This is a genomic window from Streptomyces sp. CoH27, from assembly GCF_020181035.1.
GTDB lineage: Bacteria > Actinomycetota > Actinomycetes > Streptomycetales > Streptomycetaceae > Streptomyces > Streptomyces camelliae.
This window is the reverse complement of record NZ_JAIQYY010000014.1, coordinates 1-18,317: the sequence shown is the minus strand read 5'-3', so window position 1 is coordinate 18,317 and position 18,317 is coordinate 1. Positions and strand designations below refer to the sequence as shown.

The 18,317-nt window shown below is 71.9% G+C and carries 14 protein-coding genes; 12 read left to right on the top strand and 2 right to left on the bottom strand.

Features of this window, described 5'->3' with window-relative positions; translation table 11 throughout:
- Positions 1-453: 453 nt before the first annotated feature.
- The 3 genes from LE548_RS24145 to LE548_RS24135 all read left to right on the top strand — a co-directional run bounded on the left by LE548_RS24145 (position 454) and on the right by LE548_RS24135 (position 6,211).
- Entirely contained in the window at positions 454-717 is a 264-nt protein-coding gene (locus tag LE548_RS24145; protein ID WP_003975777.1) for a WhiB family transcriptional regulator, read from the top strand.
- A 257-nt stretch (positions 718-974) separates the two neighbouring features.
- Positions 975-4,637: a glycosyltransferase family 2 protein gene (locus LE548_RS24140; RefSeq protein WP_225099041.1), complete on the top strand. Its 3,663-nt coding sequence runs from the start codon at positions 975-977 to the stop codon at positions 4,635-4,637.
- Entirely contained in the window at positions 4,634-6,211 is a 1,578-nt protein-coding gene (locus LE548_RS24135) for a DUF5719 family protein (protein ID WP_225099040.1), read from the top strand. The genes LE548_RS24140 and LE548_RS24135 overlap by 4 nt, the downstream gene beginning before the upstream one ends.
- A 75-nt stretch (positions 6,212-6,286) precedes the next feature.
- Here the strand turns inward: LE548_RS24135 and LE548_RS24130 are convergent, their stop codons facing one another.
- The gene (locus LE548_RS24130) at positions 6,287-6,739 is read right to left on the bottom strand and encodes a metallopeptidase family protein (RefSeq protein WP_225099231.1); all 453 of its coding nucleotides are present in this window, start codon (positions 6,737-6,739) and stop codon (positions 6,287-6,289) included.
- A 327-nt stretch (positions 6,740-7,066) separates the two neighbouring features.
- Between LE548_RS24130 and LE548_RS24125 the strand changes: the two genes are divergently transcribed.
- The 8 genes from LE548_RS24125 to LE548_RS24090 all read left to right on the top strand — a co-directional run bounded on the left by LE548_RS24125 (position 7,067) and on the right by LE548_RS24090 (position 15,765).
- Complete coding sequence (locus tag LE548_RS24125) at positions 7,067-7,489, top strand: DUF3499 domain-containing protein (RefSeq protein WP_079661865.1); 423 nt, start codon at positions 7,067-7,069, stop codon at positions 7,487-7,489.
- A gap of 123 nt (positions 7,490-7,612) precedes the next feature.
- Entirely contained in the window at positions 7,613-8,977 is a 1,365-nt protein-coding gene (locus tag LE548_RS24120; protein WP_225099039.1) for a phosphomannomutase/phosphoglucomutase, read from the top strand.
- A gap of 195 nt (positions 8,978-9,172) precedes the next feature.
- The gene (locus LE548_RS24115; protein WP_073901335.1) at positions 9,173-9,343 is read left to right on the top strand and encodes a Trm112 family protein; all 171 of its coding nucleotides are present in this window, start codon (positions 9,173-9,175) and stop codon (positions 9,341-9,343) included.
- 150 nt (positions 9,344-9,493) lie between these two features.
- On the top strand, positions 9,494-10,621 hold the full coding sequence (locus LE548_RS24110; protein ID WP_225099038.1) for an SIS domain-containing protein: 1,128 nt from the start codon (positions 9,494-9,496) through the stop codon (positions 10,619-10,621).
- 90 nt (positions 10,622-10,711) lie between these two features.
- A complete protein-coding gene (gene manA, locus LE548_RS24105) occupies positions 10,712-11,863 on the top strand; it encodes a mannose-6-phosphate isomerase, class I (RefSeq protein WP_225099037.1) in 1,152 nt (383 codons plus the stop codon).
- A 131-nt stretch (positions 11,864-11,994) separates the two neighbouring features.
- Positions 11,995-12,975, top strand: coding sequence for a cation diffusion facilitator family transporter (locus LE548_RS24100; protein ID WP_225099036.1), 981 nt, complete (start codon positions 11,995-11,997; stop codon positions 12,973-12,975).
- 513 nt (positions 12,976-13,488) lie between these two features.
- The gene (gene ahcY / locus LE548_RS24095; protein ID WP_225099035.1) at positions 13,489-14,946 is read left to right on the top strand and encodes an adenosylhomocysteinase; all 1,458 of its coding nucleotides are present in this window, start codon (positions 13,489-13,491) and stop codon (positions 14,944-14,946) included.
- A 204-nt stretch (positions 14,947-15,150) separates the two neighbouring features.
- Complete coding sequence (locus LE548_RS24090; RefSeq protein ID WP_225099034.1) at positions 15,151-15,765, top strand: hypothetical protein; 615 nt, start codon at positions 15,151-15,153, stop codon at positions 15,763-15,765.
- Between the two features lie 50 nt (positions 15,766-15,815).
- Here LE548_RS24090 and LE548_RS24085 read toward each other — a convergent pair whose 3' ends face one another.
- A complete protein-coding gene (locus LE548_RS24085; protein ID WP_225099230.1) occupies positions 15,816-16,805 on the bottom strand; it encodes an RDD family protein in 990 nt (329 codons plus the stop codon).
- Positions 16,806-16,956: 151 nt separating this feature from the next.
- Here LE548_RS24085 and LE548_RS24080 point away from each other — a divergent pair, with 151 nt between their 5' ends.
- Complete coding sequence (locus tag LE548_RS24080) at positions 16,957-17,964, top strand: stage II sporulation protein M (RefSeq protein WP_225099033.1); 1,008 nt, start codon at positions 16,957-16,959, stop codon at positions 17,962-17,964.
- The last annotated feature ends 353 nt before the right edge of the window (positions 17,965-18,317 follow it).

Here is an 18,317-nt window from a genome sequence, read left to right as displayed (position 1 = left end):
GTGAATGCCAAGTTCGCGAGCATGCCCACTAGGACAGCGGTTCACACCTGGGCTGTCAACTCGGAGCCCGGTATGTGGGACACGTTTCACCCCATCCGGTTCTTCTGTCAGGTGAAAGGTTTGCTCACCGAGATCATCGGACACATGCGGCACAACCGGGCATTCAAGCCTCGTGCAACTCGATCGAACGCGGAGCCGTCTTTCTCCGTACAGAGATCTGACAGAGGTCTGTACGGGCTCGGCCGACCCCCGGGCCCTCGCCTGCGTGTCAAGGTTTATGGCGATTTGAACACTTTCCGCTCGGCCTTGGTTCCGCAGAGTGAATAACGGGCCCAATAGCAGATCTCGGCTTGACTCGCCCGGAGCAGCACACTTGTAATTTCACTCGTGTCGTTCAGCCGAAATCGGTAACGGCTGACACACGGGGACGCGAAAGACAGACGAGGGGCGCACATGACCGAGCTGGTGCAGCAACTGCTGGTCGACGACGCGGACGAGGAACTCGGCTGGCAGGAGCGCGCGCTGTGCGCCCAGACCGACCCCGAGTCCTTCTTCCCCGAGAAGGGCGGCTCCACCAGAGAGGCGAAGAAGGTCTGCCTCGCCTGCGAGGTGCGCTCCGAGTGCCTTGAGTACGCCCTCGCCAACGACGAGCGCTTCGGCATCTGGGGCGGCCTGTCCGAGCGGGAGCGCCGCCGCCTGAAGAAGGCAGCCGTCTGAAAGGCTGCCGTCAGAAGAAGGGTGTCGTCCGACCGCACATACACACCGAATCGTCACGAACGGCCCGTCGCCGGTGGGTTATCCACAGGCGGCGGGCCGTCATCGCCCACCCGTCTCCCGACCACCGCCCCTCATCGAGGCGCTGCGCGCCGCCCCAATCGGACTGCCGATAGTGTGGGCGCTCGTCCGAGACGCCCCGCTGTCCCCGCACGGCACGGGTGTCCACCGCAGTCCATCGAACCGGGGCCCGTACCTCGATGTCCGTGCACAGCCACACGGCAGCCCAAGACCCTGCTGCCACACCTGAGTTCCCGCGCCACGTGGTGACCGCGGTCCTCGTCTCCCACGACGGTGCCCGCTGGCTGCCCGACGCCCTCGCCGGGCTGCTCGGCCAGGAGCGCCCCGTCCAGCACGCGGTCGCGGCCGACACCGGCAGTGCGGACGACTCCGCCCGGCTGCTCACCGAAGCCCTCGGCGACGGACACGTCCTGCACCTGGCCCGCCGCACCGGCTTCGGCCAGGCCGTCGAGGAGGCGAGCCGCACCGCCCCGGTCCTCACCCCGGAAGAGCTGCCGTACCTCAAGCGCCCCAGTGGCTGGGACCCGGTCACGCGCACCTGGCGCGACGACGCCTACGACCTGCCCGAACTGCCGCACGGCGAGCCCGTCCAGTGGCTCTGGCTGCTGCACGACGACTGCGCCCCCGAACCCGACGCCCTCGCCCAGCTGCTGCGGGTCGTCGAGAACGAACTGGAACTGGGCCGCGACGACGTCGCGGTCGTCGGCCCCAAGCTGCGCGGCTGGTACGACCGCCGGCAGCTGCTGGAGGTCGGTGTCTCCATCGCCAACTCCGGCCGCCGCTGGACCGGCCTGGACCGCCGCGAACAGGACCAGGGCCAGCACGACCACGTCCGCACCGTGCTGTCCGTGTCCAGCGCCGGCATGCTCATCCGGCGCGACGTCTTCGAACAGCTCGGCGGCTTCGACCGCAGACTGCCCCTGATGCGCGACGACGTCGACCTGTGCTGGCGCGCCCACAGCGCCGGCCACCGCGTCCTCGTCGCCCCCGACGCGGTCGTACGGCACGCCGAGGCCGCCTCCCGCGAGCGCCGCACCGTCGACTGCGCCGGCCGCACCGCCGCCTCCCCGCACAAGGTCGACAAGGCCGGCGCCGTCTACACCCTGCTCGTCAACATCCGCGGCGCCGCGCTGCCCTGGGTCCTGCTCCGGCTCGTCCTCGGCACCGTCCTCAGGACCGTCGCCTACCTCGTCGGCAAGGTCCCGGGCCAGGCCGTCGACGAGATCCGCGGCCTGCTCGGCACCCTGCTGCGCCCCGAGCGGATCATCGCCGCCCGGCGCCGCCGCGGCCCCTCGCGGATCGACAAGGGCGAGCTGCGCCAGCTCCTGCCGCCGCCCGGCGCCACCGTCCGGGCCACCGTCGAGCAGGTCGCGGGCAACTTCACCGGCCGCAGGGACAGCGACACCTCCTCGGCCGGCCGGCACGGCGGCGCCATGGAGTCCGGCCCCGGCGGCGACGACGCCGACTTCCTGCAGGTCGAGCAGTTCGCCCGGCTCAAGCGCATCGCCCGCAACCCCGGCCCGGTGCTCTTCCTGGCCCTGCTGCTGATCTCCCTCGTCGCCTGCCGCGCCCTGCTCGGCGGCGGCGCGCTCGCGGGCGGCGCCCTGCTGCCCGCCCCGGACGGCGCCGGCGAGCTCTGGTCCCGCTTCACCGACGCGTGGCACCCGGTGGGCGCGGGCGGCACCCCGTCCGCCCCGCCCTACCTCGCGATCGTCGCGACCTTCGCCACACTCCTGTTCGGCTCGACCGGACTCGCGGTCACCGTCCTGCTGGTCGCCTCGGTGCCGCTCGCCGGGTTCACCGCCTACTTCGCGTCCCGCCCGCTCGTCACCTCCCGGCTGCTGCGCGCGTGGGCCGCCATCGCCTACGCCTTCCTGCCCGCCACCACCGGCGCCCTGGCCGGCGGCCGCATCGGCACCGCCGTCCTCGCCGTGCTGCTGCCGCTCATCGCGCGCGCGGGCATCGCCGCGAGCGGCCTCGCGAACCGCTCCGGCGCGCGCGGCAGTTGGCGCGCCACCTGGGCGTACGCGCTGCTGCTGACCATCACCACCGCCTTCACGCCGATCGTCTGGCCCATCGCGCTGCTCCTCGGCCTCGGCGTGCTCGCGCTGCGCCGCGCCGACCTCGTCGCTCACGGCCTGCGCTTCCTCGCCCAGGTCGGCACCCCGCTGCTGCTCCTCGCCCCCTGGTCGCTGACCCTGCTCCCGACCGGCTTCTTCACGGAAGCCGGCCTGGACTACGGCCCCTCGACCGCCTCCGCGCTCGACCTGCTCGGCGCCAGCCCCGGCGGCGCGGGCACCGTGCACGGCCTGATGCTCCTCGGCATCGTCCTCGCCGCGCTCGCCGCCCTCCTGCGCTCCGAGCGCCAACTGGGCATCCGCACCGCCTGGGCCGTCGCCCTCGTCGCCCTCGTCTTCGCCGTCCTGTCCAACAAGTCCACCTGGGCCGGGCCGGCCACCCTCGTCTACGGCATCGCCCTGCTGGCCGCCGCCACCCTCGGCGCCGACGGCGCACGCGCACGCGTGGCCGAGCAGAGCTTCGGCTGGCGCCAGCCCGTCGCCGCCCTGATCGCCTTCGCCTCGGCCGCGGGCCCGCTGCTCGTCGCCGCCGGCTGGATGCTCGGCGGCGCCGACGGTCCCCTGGAGCGCCGCGACCCCACCCAGGTGCCCGCGTTCGTCGCCGAGGACTCCACCACCGGCGACCGGGCGCGCACCCTGATCCTCGACAGCGACTCCACCGCGCGCGTGCGCTACACCCTGGTCCGCGGCTCGGGCGCCCGCATGGGCGACGCCGAACTCAGCGCCGCCGACGGCGCGAACACCCGGCTGGACAAGGTCGTCGCCAACCTCCTCGCCGGCTCCGGCGCCGACCAGGCGAACGAACTCGGCGGCTTCGCCGTGCGCTACGTCCTCGTCCACAAGGGCGCGCCCCGCGACTTCACGCGCGTCCTCGACGCCACGCCCGGCCTGAGCCGGCTCAGCCAGCAGGGCGGCAGCGCCCTGTGGCGCGTCGACCAGGAGGTCTCCCGCGCCACCATCGTCCCCGCCGGCGGCTCGGGCACGGCCCAGCCGGTCAGTGCGGGACCGGTGGAGATCCACACGACCGTCCCGTCCGGCGCGGACGGCCGCGTCCTGCGCCTCGCCGACACCGCCTCCGACGGCTGGACGGCCACCCTGGACGGCAAGCCGCTCACCCGCACCACGGTCGACGGCTGGGCCCAGGGCTTCCAGCTGCCCGCGAGTGGCGGCCGGCTCGACGTCACCTACGACGACCCGATCACCCACACCGCCTGGCTGTGGGCCCAGGGCGTACTCGCCGTCGTCCTGGTCGTCCTCGCCCTGCCCGGCCGCCGCCGCGACGTCGACGACGACCTGCCCGAGGCGGAGCCCCTCCCCGCTCAGGCCACGACGGGTGAGGGCCGCCGCGCCCGCCGCCTGCGCGCCCAGGCCGAGGAGCAGAGCGAGGGGCGGACGGGGGAGGAGCCCATGGCCGCCCCACCCCTGCCCGAGGAGCCCCCGGCGGCGGCCGTACCCCACCAGCAGGCCTACGGCGACTGGGACCAGTCCTCCTACACGAACACCGGATACGCCGGCGGCTACGCGGCCGACCAGTTCCAGTCCGGCGCCCCGTACCAGACGCCCGCCTACGACCAGCAGGGCTACGCGCAGGACCCGTACCAGAACGGCCAGTACGACCCGTACGCCTACAGCGGTACGGCGGACCAGATGCCGTACGACCCGACGGCGTACCAGCAGCAGGGCTACGACCCGGCGTACGACCCCGCCCACCAGGGCTACGACCACGGCACCGGCAGTGAGCGCCCCGACGGGAGCCAGCAGTGAACCGCACGACTCTGTCCCTGATCGCCGGCACCGCCGCGCTGGCTGCCGTCACCGCGTTCGCCGCGTTCGACGGCCCGTCCGCGGCCGGGGCCTCCGCCCCCAAGGCGGCCGCCGACCTCCCGGTGCAGCGGACGAGCCTGCTGTGCCCGGCGCCGAGCATCTCGGACATCGCCGACACGTCGTACACCTCGTTCACACCCGTCACCCAGGGCGCCGCGAGCAGCGGCAAGGCCCAACTCCAGGCGGCATCCGAGCAGTCGGCGGACGGCACGGCCAACTCCCAGACGGGCGGCTCCCAGACGGGCAAGGGCGCCAAGGGCGCGAAGGGATCGAAGGGGGCGAAAGACTCCAAGGGCGGGCAGAAGGCATCGGGGACGTCCGGTCAGCCGGTGCTCACCCCCAAGGCGCCCGGCACCCCCGCCACCGGCGACAGCTCCGGTGCCGACGCGCCCGCGCTCATCGGCACCGCCGACGGGCAGTTCGCGCCCGGCTGGACCGTCCAGGAGACCACCGAGGTGGCCGCCGGCACCGGCCGCGGCCTCCAGGGCGTCACCTGCGGCCCCGCGGACACCGAATTCTGGTTCCCGGGCGCCGGCACCGCCGCGAGCCGCACCGACTACGTCCATCTGACCAACCCCGACGACTCCGCCGCCGTCGTCGACATCGAGCTGTACGGCAAGGACGGCGCGATCAAGTCCCCGCTCGGCGAGAACCTCACGGTCCCGCCGCACGCGAGCAAGCCGATCCTGCTCTCCACCCTCACCGACACACAGCAGCCCGACCTGACCGTGCACGTCAGCGTCCGCAGCGGCCGGGTCGGCGCGGCCGTACAGGCCCTGGACGACAAGACGGGCGGCGACTGGCTGGCCGCCGCCGCCGACCCGGCCCCCAGCCTGGTCCTGCCCGGCATCCCGAAGGACGCCACCGACGTCCGGCTGATCGCCTTCACCCCCGGCGGCGACGACGCCGACCTCAAGGTCCGCCTGGCCTCGCCCGACGGCCTGATCACCCCGGCCGGCAACGAGACCCTGCACGTGAAGTCCGGCATGACGACAGCGGTCGACCTCGGCGCCGTGACCCGTGGCGAGGCGGGTTCCCTGGTGCTGACCCCCACCGACCGGTCGGTCCCGGTCGTGGCGGCGCTCCAGGTCGTCCGCGGCAAGGGCGACAAGCAGGAGACGGCCTTCATCCCGGCCACGGCCCCGGTCGGCACGCGCGCGACGGTGGCCTACAACAGCGCCACGGGCACCACCCTGGCCCTGACCGCGCCGACCGCCACGGCCACGGTCAAGGTCACCGCCTCGGCGGGCAGCGACGGCGGCACGGCGGCGACGAAGACGTACACGATCAAGTCCGGCACGACCCAGAACGTCGACGCCCCCGTCCCGTCCGGCCTCCAGGGCGCCTACGCCCTCACCGTGGAAACCACCTCGGGCGGCCCGGTCTACGCCTCCCGCACCCTGGCCGCCACCGAGGCCGGAGTCCCGGGCTTCACCATCCAGACCCTGGCGAACGACCGGGGGATGGTGGCGGTGCCGGAGACGACGGAGGACCTGGCAGTGCTGCAGAAGTAGGCGAGCGGGGTGGCGGGGCAGCGGGGACGACGGCGCTTTCCGCCCGCCCCGCCGACCCTCCGCCGGCGTTCCCCGTCAGTCCTCCCCGTACCGGGGATCGACGGTCTCCGGAGTCAGCCCCAGCAGCTCGGCCACCTGCTCCACGACCACCTCGTGCACCAGCGCGGCCCGCTCGTCGCGCCCCTTGGTGCGGATCTCCACCGGCCGCCGGTACACGACTACGCGCGCCCGTTGCCCGTCCCGCGCGGGCACGACTCCGCCCAGCGGCACGGCCTCGTCGCTCCACACCTGCTCGGCACGCGCGTCCAGCCGGGGCACCTCCAGCACGAGGAAATCGATGTCGGCCAGCTGCGGCCACCGCCGTTCGAGACGCTCCACGGAGTCCTGCACCAGGTCCGCGAACGCGTCGGCACGGCTGGCCGCGAGCGGCACCTGCGGCGGTGCGATCGGCCCCCGCATGCCCCGCCCGTGGCGATCACGGCGTCGAGGCCCGGGGCCGGTGGCACGGGGCGGTACACGGTTGTCCATCACTGGTGAAGCGTAGTCCTCGCCCCCGCCCCCCGCCCGGCTCCACACGACAACGACCCCGGGACGACGGCCACCACCCGCCCCACGGGAAACCGCTCCCTGCCGCCGCCGGCCCATGTCGCAGGCTGACCGTTCCAGCCAACGTCTGGCGCGTTTCCGTAACTCTCCAAGACCGCCGAACTCAAGGCAATTGACGGTGTTTGTACCGAGTCATGACCGGATCCCGCCCCGCCCGGCGCTCACCGAGAACCCGTCCACGCAGGTCAACAGGGGCTCCCTGAAAGGGTATGTGGGGCGTTTCACAGCACGACACGGTGGAGTGACCTGGTGGAGAGTCGTCGCGGCCCGCTCAAGAGTGCGGTACCGTCCAACGTCGTGAGCCCTGTACGTCGCTGTTCGCGCACCGCCTGCGGCCGACCCGCCGTGGCGACGCTGACGTACGTCTACGCCGACTCGACCGCGGTCCTCGGCCCGCTCGCCACCTACGCCGAACCCCACTGCTACGACCTGTGCGCCGAGCACTCCGAGCGCCTCACCGCACCCCGCGGCTGGGAGGTCGTACGCCTCCTCGACGGCTCCGCTCCCGCGCGGCCCAGCGGGGACGACCTGGAAGCGCTTGCCAACGCCGTACGCGAGGCGGCCCGCCCCCAGGAGCGCGCGGCCGGGGCAGGCGGCGGGGCCCGCACGGCGGACCCCATGGAGGTGGCCCGCCGCGGTCATCTCCGGGTTCTGCGCTCCCCGGACAACTGAGCCGGCTCACCTCCCGCTACGGTCGTGGCTGGGTGTCCATCCGGTGTCCGTACACCTCCCCCTTACCCCCAACGGGTAGTTTGTGGGCACCCATAGGACTTTGAACTTTCAGGAGGGTTGGCCGTGGCTGCTGATCTGTCGCAGATCGTGAAGGCGTACGACGTGCGCGGAGTGGTCCCGGACCAGTGGGACGAGTCACTGGCCGGACTCTTCGGTGCCGCCTTCGCGGAGGTGACGGGAGCCTCGGCGATCGTCGTCGGCCACGACATGCGGCCCTCGTCGCCGGGCCTGTCCCGCGCCTTCGCGCGCGGCGCGGCGGACCGCGGTGTGGACGTCACCGAGATCGGCCTGTGCTCCACGGACCAGCTGTACTACGCCTCGGGCGCGCTGAACCTGCCCGGCGCCATGTTCACGGCCTCCCACAACCCGGCCCAGTACAACGGCATCAAGCTGTGCCGCGCGGGCGCCGCCCCGGTCGGCCAGGACACCGGCCTCGCGCAGATCCGCGAACTGGTCGAGGGCTGGCTGGAGTCGGGCGCCCCGGAGCCGGTCGCCGAGCCGGGAACGCTGTCCTCGCGCGAGACGTTGAACGACTACGCGGAACACCTCCGCTCGCTCGTCGACCTGACCTCCATCCGCCCCCTGAAGGTCGTGGTCGACGCGGGCAACGGCATGGGCGGCCACACGGTCCCCTCCGTCTTCGAGGGCCTGCCCCTGACCCTCGTCCCGATGTACTTCGAGCTGGACGGCACCTTCCCGAACCACGAGGCCAACCCGCTCGACCCGGCCAACCTCGTGGACTTGCAGAAGCGGGTTCCCGAGGAGGGCGCCGACCTGGGCATCGCCTTCGACGGCGACGCCGACCGCTGCTTCGTCGTGGACGAGCACGGCGACCCGGTCTCCCCGTCCGCGATCACCGCGCTGGTCGCCGCGCGCGAGCTGGCCCGCAACGGCGGCACGGGCACGATCATCCACAACCTGATCACGTCCCGTACGGTCCCGGAGGTCGTGAAGGAGAACGGCGGCACCCCGGTCCGCACCCGGGTCGGCCACTCCTTCATCAAGGCCGAGATGGCGACGTCGGGCGCGATCTTCGGCGGCGAGCACTCCGCCCACTACTACTTCAAGGACTTCTGGAACGCCGACACGGGCATGCTGGCCGCCCTGCACGTCCTTGCGGCTCTCGGCGGCCAGGACGGCCCGCTGTCCTCCCTCGTCGCCCAGTACGACCGCTACGTCGGCTCCGGCGAGATCAATTCGACGGTCGCCGACCAGGCCGACCGCCTCGCCGCGATCCGCGCCGCGTACGAGAACCGCGCCGACGTCACCCTGGACGACCTCGACGGCCTCACGGTCGCGGCGGCCGACTGGTGGTTCAACGTCCGCCCCTCCAACACGGAGCCCCTCCTCCGCCTGAACGCCGAGGCGAAGGACGAGGCGACGATGACCAAGATCAGGGACGAGGCCCTGGCGATCATCAGGGCCTGACGGCCGGACTTCCGAGCAGCCGGATCCGGGGACAGGGGCTCAGCTCCTGAGCTCCCGGGTCCGGCGCTCGCCCTCGGGCCCTGTCGGGTGACGGCCGCGTCATCGAGCCGGCGGTGCCTGCGGCCCGGCTCAATCCGCTCGGCAGCGGTACGCTGACCAGCGGCCAAAGAAACCTCGCCCTCGAAGGGACACCACATGCCGCTCGAAGCCGGCCTCCTGGAGATCCTCGCCTGCCCGGCCTGCCACGCCCCCCTCAAGGAGCAGGACACCGAGCTGATCTGCACGAGCCAGGACTGCGGCCTCGCCTACCCCGTCCGCGATGGCATCCCGGTTCTCCTCGTGGACGAGGCCCGCCGCCCCGAGTGACGAGGCGCTCCACCTCGTAGACCCTCGTGGACCCGCGGAGGCCCGCACCGCCTTCGCAGGCCCTCGCAGACAGGCGCCCACCGCAGCACGAACCGGCGCCACCCCCTCGAAGGTTCCGCACAGGACCCCGGCGATCGGAGGCTGCCGCCCATGCTGGACGAATCGCTGCTCGACACCCCGGAGGGCCTCTCCGAGGCCGATCGCCGAGGCCTGCTGCGCGGCGCCGCCGAGGCCGGCGCCCGCGTCCGCACCGCCGCCCGGCACGCCGCCGAGGCCGGCATCGCCGACCTCAAACCCGACGGCCGCCCCCGCGCCGTCCTGATCGCCGGCCCCGGCGCCGCCGCCACCCACACCGCCGCCCTCATCGGGGCGCTGGCCGGTGTCGGCAGCCCCGTCGTCCGCCTGGCCCCCACCGGCGTCGCCCCGGCCGCGGGCGCCCTGCGCTGGGAACTGCCGGGCTGGGCCGGTTCCGTGGACCTGCTCCTGATCGTCACCCCGGATGGCACCGAACCGAGCCTGTCCCTCCTCACCGACCAGGCCTACCGCCGCGGCGTCTCCGTCGTCGCCGTGGCCCCGGCCCGCACCCCGCTCGCCGAGGCGGTCACCGGCGCGCACGGCCTGTTCGTACCGATGGCGACGGCACCGTACGACCAGAGCGAACCGCTCGCCGCGTCCTCCCCGGGCGTCTTCTGGGCGCTGCTCACTCCTCTGCTCGCCCTGCTGGACCGCGTCGGCCTGCTCAGCGCCCCGCCGGAGGCGCTGGAGAAGGTCGCCGACCGGCTGGACCACATCGCCGAGCGCTGCGGTCCCGCCATCGTGACCTACAGCAATCCCGCAAAGACCCTCGCCGCCGAACTCGCCGACGCGCTCCCCGTGGTGTGGACGGAAGGCACCTCGGCCGGCCCTGCCGGGCACCGCTTCGCCGCCGCCCTCGCCGAGCTCGCCGGCCGCCCCGCGCTCGTCGCCGAACTCCCCGAGGCGCTCGCCGCGCACAGCGCCCTGCTGGCAGGCCCGCTGGCCGCCAGCGCCGACCCCGACGACTTCTTCCGCGACCGAGTGGAGGAGGCGCCCGCGCTGCACGCGCGCGTAGTGCTGCTCCGCGACCGCCCGAGCCAAGGCCTCACCGCCGCCCCCGCCGCCCGCGACCTGGCCCTCAGCCACGACACACCGATCAGCGAACTCGAACCGGAGGAGGGCGGCGAACTGGAGACCCTCGCGGAACTGATCGCCGTCACGGATTTCGCCGCCGTTTACCTGGCGCTCGCTTCCAGGGCCTGATCTGGCTACGGGCCGGACCGACCGTGCCCCCCTGGGCCGCCGACGGCGGCCCAGCAGCGTACGTACGACAGACAGAGAAGACACGGACACATGGACCGCCTCGACAACACCATCCGCCCCTACGCCTGGGGTTCCCCCACCGCCATCCCGCACCTCCTCGGCGCCGAGCCGACCGGTGAGCCGCAGGCGGAGATGTGGATGGGCGCGCACCCGGGCGCCCCCTCGCGCACCGCGCGCGGCAGCCTCGCCGAGGTCATCGACGCGAACCCGGAGGCCGAGCTGGGCAAGGCGGCCGTGGCGAAGTTCGGCCCGCATCTGCCGTTCCTGCTCAAGATCCTCGCCGCCGGTGCACCTCTCTCCCTCCAGGTCCACCCGAACCTGGAGCAGGCCAAGGACGGGTACACCGACGAGGAGCGCCGTGGCATCCCGGTCGACGCCCCGCACCGCAACTACAAGGATGCCAACCACAAGCCCGAAATGATCTGCGCGCTCACCGAGTTCGACGGCCTGTGCGGCTTCCGCGACCCGGTCCAGGCCGCCGATCTGCTCGCCGGACTCGACGTCGACTCCCTCAAGCCGTACGTCGACCTGCTGCACGCCCACCCCGAGGAGGCGGCCCTGCGCGAGGTCCTCACCGCGATCCTCAGCGCCGACCCGGAGGAGATGGCGCGCACGGTCACCGAGACCACCGCCGCCTGCGCCCGCCTCGGCGGCGACTACGCCCCCTACGCCGACCTCGCCCACCACTACCCGGGCGACCCCGGCGTCATCGCGGCCATGCTGCTCAACCACGTCCGTCTGCAGCCCGGCGAGGCCCTCTTCCTCGGCGCCGGCATCCCGCACGCCTACCTGAACGGCCTCGGCGTCGAGATCATGGCCACCTCCGACAACGTCCTGCGCTGCGGCCTGACCCCCAAGCACGTCGACGTGCCCGAACTGCTGCGCGTCGTCCGCTTCGAGGCCGGCGACCCGGGCGTGCTGCGCCCCGAGGCGTCCCCGGACGGCGAGGAGGTCTACGAAGCGCCGATCGACGAGTTCCGCCTGTCCCGGTACGTCCTCCCCAAGGGCACCGCCGCCCACGACCTCACCCTCGACACCCCGCAGATCCTGCTGTGCACGGCCGGTGCCGTCCGCGCGGGCGAACACGAGCTGAGCCCCGGCCAGTCGGTCTTCGTCCCGGCGGGCGAGCAGGCGGAGGTCTCCGGCGAGGGAACCGTCTTCCGCGCCACTGTGATCGTATGACCGGGGTTGTGGATAACTGACGTGGCGAGGCCCGGCCGGGCTGCAAGAATGGCCCATCGGCAAAGGCCGGGCAAAGCCGGGCACAGGCCTGGACGGCGTACACGTACGAAGGCGAAGGGGCACGCGGACACATGAGCGCGTCAGGCGGTACGAAGGCGATCGTGGCGGCACTCGGCGCCAATCTCGCGATCGCGGCATCGAAGTTCGTGGCGTTCGCCTTCAGCGGCTCCTCCTCGATGCTCGCCGAGGGCGTCCACTCGCTCGCCGACTCCGGCAACCAGTTCCTGCTGCTGATCGGCGGCAAGAAGGCCCAGCGCGAGGCGACCCCGCAGCACCCCTTCGGCTACGGCCGCGAGCGCTTCATCTACGCCTTCCTGGTCTCGATCGTCCTGTTCTCCATCGGCGGCATGTTCGCCATCTACGAGGGCTACGAGAAGATCAGCCACCCGCACGCGGTGGAGAACTGGTACTGGCCGGTGGGCGTCCTCGTCTTCGCGGTCATCGCCGAGGGCTTCTCGTTCCGCACGGCCATCAAGGAGTCCGACGAGCTGCGCGGCAAGCTGTCCTGGGGACAGTTCATCCGCCACGCCAAGGCGCCCGAACTGCCCGTCGTCCTGCTGGAGGACTTCGGCGCGCTCATCGGCCTGGTCCTCGCCCTGCTCGGCGTCGGCCTCGCGGTGGCCACCGGCGACGGCGTCTGGGACGGCGTCGGCACGGTCTGCATCGGTGTCCTGCTCGTCTGCATCGCCCTGGTCCTGGCCGCCGAGACCAAGTCCCTGCTGCTGGGCGAGGCCGCGGGTACCGAGGAGGTCAAGAAGATCGAGACGGCGATCGTCGACGGCGACACCGTCACCGGCGTCATCCACATGCGCACGCTGCACCTGGGCCCCGAGGAACTGCTGATCGCCGCCAAGATCGCCGTCCAGCACGACGACACGGCCACCGAGGTCGCGAACGCCATCAACGCCGCCGAGGCCCGTGTCCGCGCCGCCGTCCCCATCGCCCGCGTCATCTACCTCGAACCGGACATCTACAGCGAGGCCGAGGCCGCCAAGGGCCCGGACCCGGAGGCGACCCCGGGCGGCCCGAACCCCCACGCCGTCGGCCACTGAAGCTCCGGCCGCGCCTTCGTCACCTCCCCATCCAGTGCGTCGGCCACCGCCGACGCACTCCCAGAAGATCCGGTCCCCTGGTCGTACGTCGGCCGCATGCCGCTGCCGCCCTGGCGGAACCCCCGTACACCGCCCGCAGCCAGACGACCCGAAGCTGCGAAACTCCCTGCTCACACCGGTCCGCAAGCTCCCGCTCCACGGCGTTCACACCCCTGCCGAAAGCCCCTCCGCCCCCACCCGGCCACCTCGAAATCGGCTCCCGACTGGCTAGAACCGTGCGGAGGCGGACTGGGGGCGACCGGGTCCTCCGGTGTAGCTTGGGACGAAGCCAGACGTCGCTGCTGATGGCGGTCGGGCGGTCCCGCGCGGACCGGCCGAGGGAGAGAGGGCCTCCGACGGACTGCGCTGCGCGTACGTGGGCATGCCTGTGTCCTTTTCTCGGGCACTCCTGTGTCCGCCGCCGCGCAGACCAGCCGTACCCACCCTCGACCCGATACCGAGGAGCAGCTCTCAATGACGACTGTCGAGAACCGACAGGACTTCAAGGTCGCCGACCTCTCGCTGGCCGAGTTCGGCCGCAAGGAGATCACCCTCGCCGAGCACGAGATGCCCGGTCTGATGGCGATCCGCAAGGAGTACGCCGACGCCCAGCCCCTCGCGGGCGCCCGTGTCACCGGCTCCCTGCACATGACCGTCCAGACCGCCGTGCTCATCGAGACCCTGGTCGCCCTGGGCGCCGAGGTCCGCTGGGCCTCCTGCAACATCTTCTCCACCCAGGACCACGCGGCCGCCGCCATCGCCGTCGGCCCGAACGGCACGCCCGACGACCCGCAGGGCGTTCCGGTCTTCGCCTGGAAGGGCGAGACCCTGGAGGAGTACTGGTGGTGCACCGAGCAGGCGCTGACCTGGCCGAACAGCCCCACCGGCGGCCCGAACATGATCCTCGACGACGGCGGCGACGCCACCCTCCTCGTCCACAAGGGCGTCGAGTACGAGAAGGCCGGCAAGGTCCCCGCCCTGGAGACCGCCGAGTCCGACGAGCACCGCGTCATCCTCCAGCTGCTGCACCGCACCCTGGGCGAGAACGCCCAGAAGTGGACCCAGCTGGCCTCCGAGATCCGTGGCGTGACGGAGGAGACCACGACGGGTGTCCACCGCCTGTACGAGATGCAGCGTGAGGGCTCCCTCCTCTTCCCCGCGATCAACGTGAACGACGCGGTGACGAAGTCGAAGTTCGACAACAAGTACGGCTGCCGCCACTCGCTGATCGACGGCATCAACCGGGCCACGGACGTCCTGATCGGCGGCAAGACCGCGGTCGTGTGCGGCTACGGCGACGTCGGCAAGGGCTGCGCGGAGTCCCTGCGCGGCCAGGGCGCCCGCGTGATCGTCACCGAGATCGACCCGATCTGCGCCCTGCAGGCGGCGATGGACGGCTACCAGGTCACCACGCTTGACGAGGTCATCGACAAGGCCGACATCTTCGTCACGACGACCGGCAACAAGGACATCATCATGGCCTCCGACATGGCCAAGATGAAGCACCAGGCGATCGTCGGGAACATCGGCCACTTCGACAACGAGATCGACATGGCCGGCCTCGCGAAGGTCCCGGGCATCGTCAAGGACGAGGTCAAGCCGCAGGTCCACACCTGGACCTTCCCGGACGGCAAGAAGATCATCGTGCTGTCCGAGGGCCGCCTGCTGAACCTGGGCAACGCCACCGGTCACCCGTCGTTCGTGATGTCCAACTCCTTCGCGGACCAGACGCTGGCCCAGATCGAGCTGTTCACCAAGCCGGACGAGTACCCGGTGGGCGTGTACACGCTGCCCAAGCACCTGGACGAGAAGGTCGCCCGCCTCCACCTGGACGCGCTGGGCGTGAAGCTCACCAAGCTGCGCCCGGAGCAGGCCGCGTACATCGGCGTCGAGGTCGACGGCCCGTTCAAGTCGGACCACTACCGCTACTGAGCCGACGGCTCCGTAGTAGTCCCGTCCGCCGGGGAGCGCGCCAGTGCACTGCCGCGCTCCCCGACAGCAGGTCCCCCGAGGCAGGCCCCCGCACCCCCGTGCCGGGGGCCTGCCCGTCTTTCCGGCCGCATTCGACCATTCGGCCCGCCCGGCCGCGTTCCGCCGACCACTCGGACCGTCACCCCGTCAAGCCCCAGGACCCCCATGCCCCGCGGCCGCTATTCGCTCCACGATCCGCACGATCACACCCCCTTCGCAGAAGAACACTTCCAATGCGCCCCCGGCCCGTCCGGCTGGCGCTACGTCTCCCGGCTGACCGACCCCGCCGGCGACCACCGGGGCTCGGTCGACCTCGCCCTCGACGACCTCGGCCGCCCCATCCGCCTCGAACTACACGCGGGAGGCTGGCAGGTGCGCGGCGCAGCCCTCGACGGCGTCACCTGGGTCCGCACCGACCCCACCGGAACCCATGCCACCGAAGGCAATGTGCGCGCCCACGCCTTCACCGGCACGTCCCCCGCGTTCCTCATCGCCACCGCCCGTCTCCTGCGCCTCACCCCCTCGTCCGCCGCGACCCGCGTACGGCTGGTCGCCTTCACGGATCCGGTCCTCGCCCCCCGCACCGTGGACCAGTCCTGGGCCTTGGTGAACAGCGAAGCACACGCCACTGACAACGGCCCCCTGACCGTGGACGAATACCAGGTCACAGCCCTGGACACGGGCGAACGGCACAGCGTCCACATCGCCGGCGACGTCGTCCTCTCCGCACCGGGGATCGAGCTGGAGGACCTCGACTCACCGCCGTCGACGTTCGTCTGAAGCCGGAGAACCCGACCACCGGGAAACCGGGAGAGACGGACGGACCAGTGCTACGCGGGCGGCGCGAACCCCGTGGACGGACGGTCGGCCGGCGCCTCGTCCCGCCCCGGAGCAGCCGACGGCATGACGGGAGCCTGCGACTGCGGAGTCGTCTGGGCCACCCGAGCCGCCTGACTAGGTTGAGGGGAAGCCTGCGACCATCCCTCTGCAGCAGAGGGAATGGGCGGGGGCGGCTGATACCCGGTCGGCGCGGACGGTGCACGAGGCCCGGCCTCCGCCGGGGCGAAGCCGGCGACGCCGAACGCCTGCCGGGCCTCACGGGACTGCCGTTCGTGCACCACGGCCGCCAGGAAGGCGGCGGCCGGCAGGTCCTGTGGCACCGAAGCGCCGGTCCGCGCCGCGAGGTCGGCCGCGAGCCGCTGCGCCATACCTACGGAAACCTGCGGATCGAGCTGCTGCATCCGCGTCAGGTACTGCCGTACGGCGAGCCACAGCCCGTCCGGCACGGCCGACAGGTCCAGCGCGGCGAAACGCCCGGCGAGCCACGGCGGCGGAGGCGGCACGAACCCGGCCTGGCCGGTGGGTATCCGCTCACGCACGACGAGCGTGCCCGCGAACACGTCGCCGAGCCGCCGGCCCCGCGCGGACACCAGCGAGGCGATGCAGGCGACCACGCCGAACGTCAGCAGGATCTCGACCACGCCGATCGCACCCCGCACCAGCGCATGCCGGAACCGGATCGGCCCGCCGTCGTCCCGCACCACCCGAAGCCCGAAGGCCAGCTTCCCCAGCGAACGCCCGTGACTGAGCGTCTCCACCGCGATCGGCCCGCCGACCAGCACCAGCAGAAACGTCGCGATCGACAGCGCCACCTGCGCGGCCTCGTCCAGAGAAGCCGTCGACATCACCAGCGCCACGGTGACGACGGTGTACGTGGTCACGGCCACCACCAGGTCGAACAACACGGCCAGCGCCCTGCTCGGCAGCTTCGCCGGCCGCAGTTCGAGCGCCACCGCCTCGCCTGTCACCAGCTCGCTCACGCCCGCCGCCCTTCCCTGATCTGCCCCCGGAACCGCAAGTCTGCCAAGCTGTGAACGCATCGCGCCGCAGTACGACAAGCTGACAGCAAACACGAGCATCCACGACGAGCGGACGAGCTGTCGACGACCAGCCGAGGAGCAGGCACACCCGATGGACCTGGACGTCTTCGTCGCCGCCCACCGTGCCGAATGGGACCGTCTCGACGCCCTGCTCCGCCGTCGGCGCCGCCTCAACGGGACCGAGACCGACGAACTCGTCTCGCTCTACCAGCGCACCGCCACTCACCTCTCCCTCATCCAGTCCAGTGCCCCGGACCCGCAGCTGACGGGACGGCTCAGCCAACTGGCGGCACGCGCGCGCAGTGCCGTCATCGGCACCCGCCGCGCCTCATGGCGTGACGTCACACGCTTCCTCGGCCAGGGCTTCCCGGCCGCGGTCTACCGCGCACGCCACTGGTGGGTCCCCACGGCGCTGGTCTCCACCGTCATCGCGATCCTCCTGGGCTGGTGGATCGGCACTCACCCGGACGTGCAGTCGTCCATCGCCGCCCCCAGCCAACTGCGCGAGCTGACCCGCCCCGGCGGCGAGTACGAGACGTACTACTCCAGTCACCCCGCGGCCGCCTTCGCCGCCCAGGTGTGGACGAACAACGCCCAGGCAGCCGCGATGTGCCTGGTCCTGGGAGTCTTCCTGGGCCTGCCCGTCCTCTGGATCCTCTTCGAGAACATGCTCAACCTGGGCGTCGGGTTCGGCCTGATGTCGTCCGCCGGCCGACTCGACACATTCCTCGGACTGGTCCTCCCGCACGGCTTGCTGGAACTGACCGCCGTCTTCGTCGCCGCGGGTACCGGCCTGCGCCTGGGCTGGACTCTCATAGACCCCGGCCCCCGCACCCGGCGCACCGCCCTCGCCGAGGAGGGCAGGGCAGCGGTCGGCATGGCGATCGGCCTGGCCCTGGTCCTCTTCGTCTCCGGCGCCATCGAAGGCTTCGTCACCCCCTCGGGCCTGCCCACCTGGGCCCGCATCGGCATCGGCGTGCTGGCCGAGCTGGCATTTCTGGCGTACGTCTATGTCCTCGGCGGCCGCGCGGTACGCGCCGGCGAGACAGGCGATCTCGAAGCGACGGACCGCAGCGCCACCGTCCCCACCGCCGCCTGATGTGCGTTCGACCCCTCTGAGCTGCTAATCTTCTCTTCGCTCCGCAGACCCGTTGACACGGGTGACGTGGGGAGGTAGATTCAAACAGTTGCCTGGAGCTGGACAAGTTCGGCGGCGAAGGTTAGAATCTACGAGCTTCCACAGGGAACGTCGGAAACGACGCCCCCGAAGAAGCACCTCCCGATTACTCAGAAATGAGCGGCCGGTCAGACTGGCCAAGAACTTCTGATAAAGTCGGAACCGCTGGAAAGGGAAACCGCGAGAAAACGCGGAGGACCTGGAAAGCACCGAGGAAATCGGATCGAGAAAAGATCTGATAGAGTCGGAAACACCGAAGGGAAGCCCGGAGGAAA

Excerpts from the sequence above, each read along its gene's own strand:
- LE548_RS24140 (WP_225099041.1), top strand. The coding sequence starts at position 975 with ATGTCCGTGCACAGCCACACGGCAGCCCAAGACCCTGCTGCCACACCT.
- LE548_RS24110 (WP_225099038.1), top strand. The coding sequence starts at position 9,494 with ATGCTGGACGAATCGCTGCTCGACACCCCGGAGGGCCTCTCCGAGGCC.
- ahcY (WP_225099035.1), top strand. The coding sequence starts at position 13,489 with ATGACGACTGTCGAGAACCGACAGGACTTCAAGGTCGCCGACCTCTCG.
- LE548_RS24145 (WP_003975777.1), top strand. The coding sequence starts at position 454 with ATGACCGAGCTGGTGCAGCAACTGCTGGTCGACGACGCGGACGAGGAA.
- LE548_RS24115 (WP_073901335.1), top strand. The coding sequence starts at position 9,173 with ATGCCGCTCGAAGCCGGCCTCCTGGAGATCCTCGCCTGCCCGGCCTGC.
- LE548_RS24080 (WP_225099033.1), top strand. The coding sequence starts at position 16,957 with ATGGACCTGGACGTCTTCGTCGCCGCCCACCGTGCCGAATGGGACCGT.
- LE548_RS24090 (WP_225099034.1), top strand. The coding sequence starts at position 15,151 with ATGCCCCGCGGCCGCTATTCGCTCCACGATCCGCACGATCACACCCCC.
- LE548_RS24100 (WP_225099036.1), top strand. The coding sequence starts at position 11,995 with ATGAGCGCGTCAGGCGGTACGAAGGCGATCGTGGCGGCACTCGGCGCC.
- manA (WP_225099037.1), top strand. The coding sequence starts at position 10,712 with ATGGACCGCCTCGACAACACCATCCGCCCCTACGCCTGGGGTTCCCCC.
- LE548_RS24130 (WP_225099231.1), bottom strand. The coding sequence starts at position 6,739 with ATGGACAACCGTGTACCGCCCCGTGCCACCGGCCCCGGGCCTCGACGC.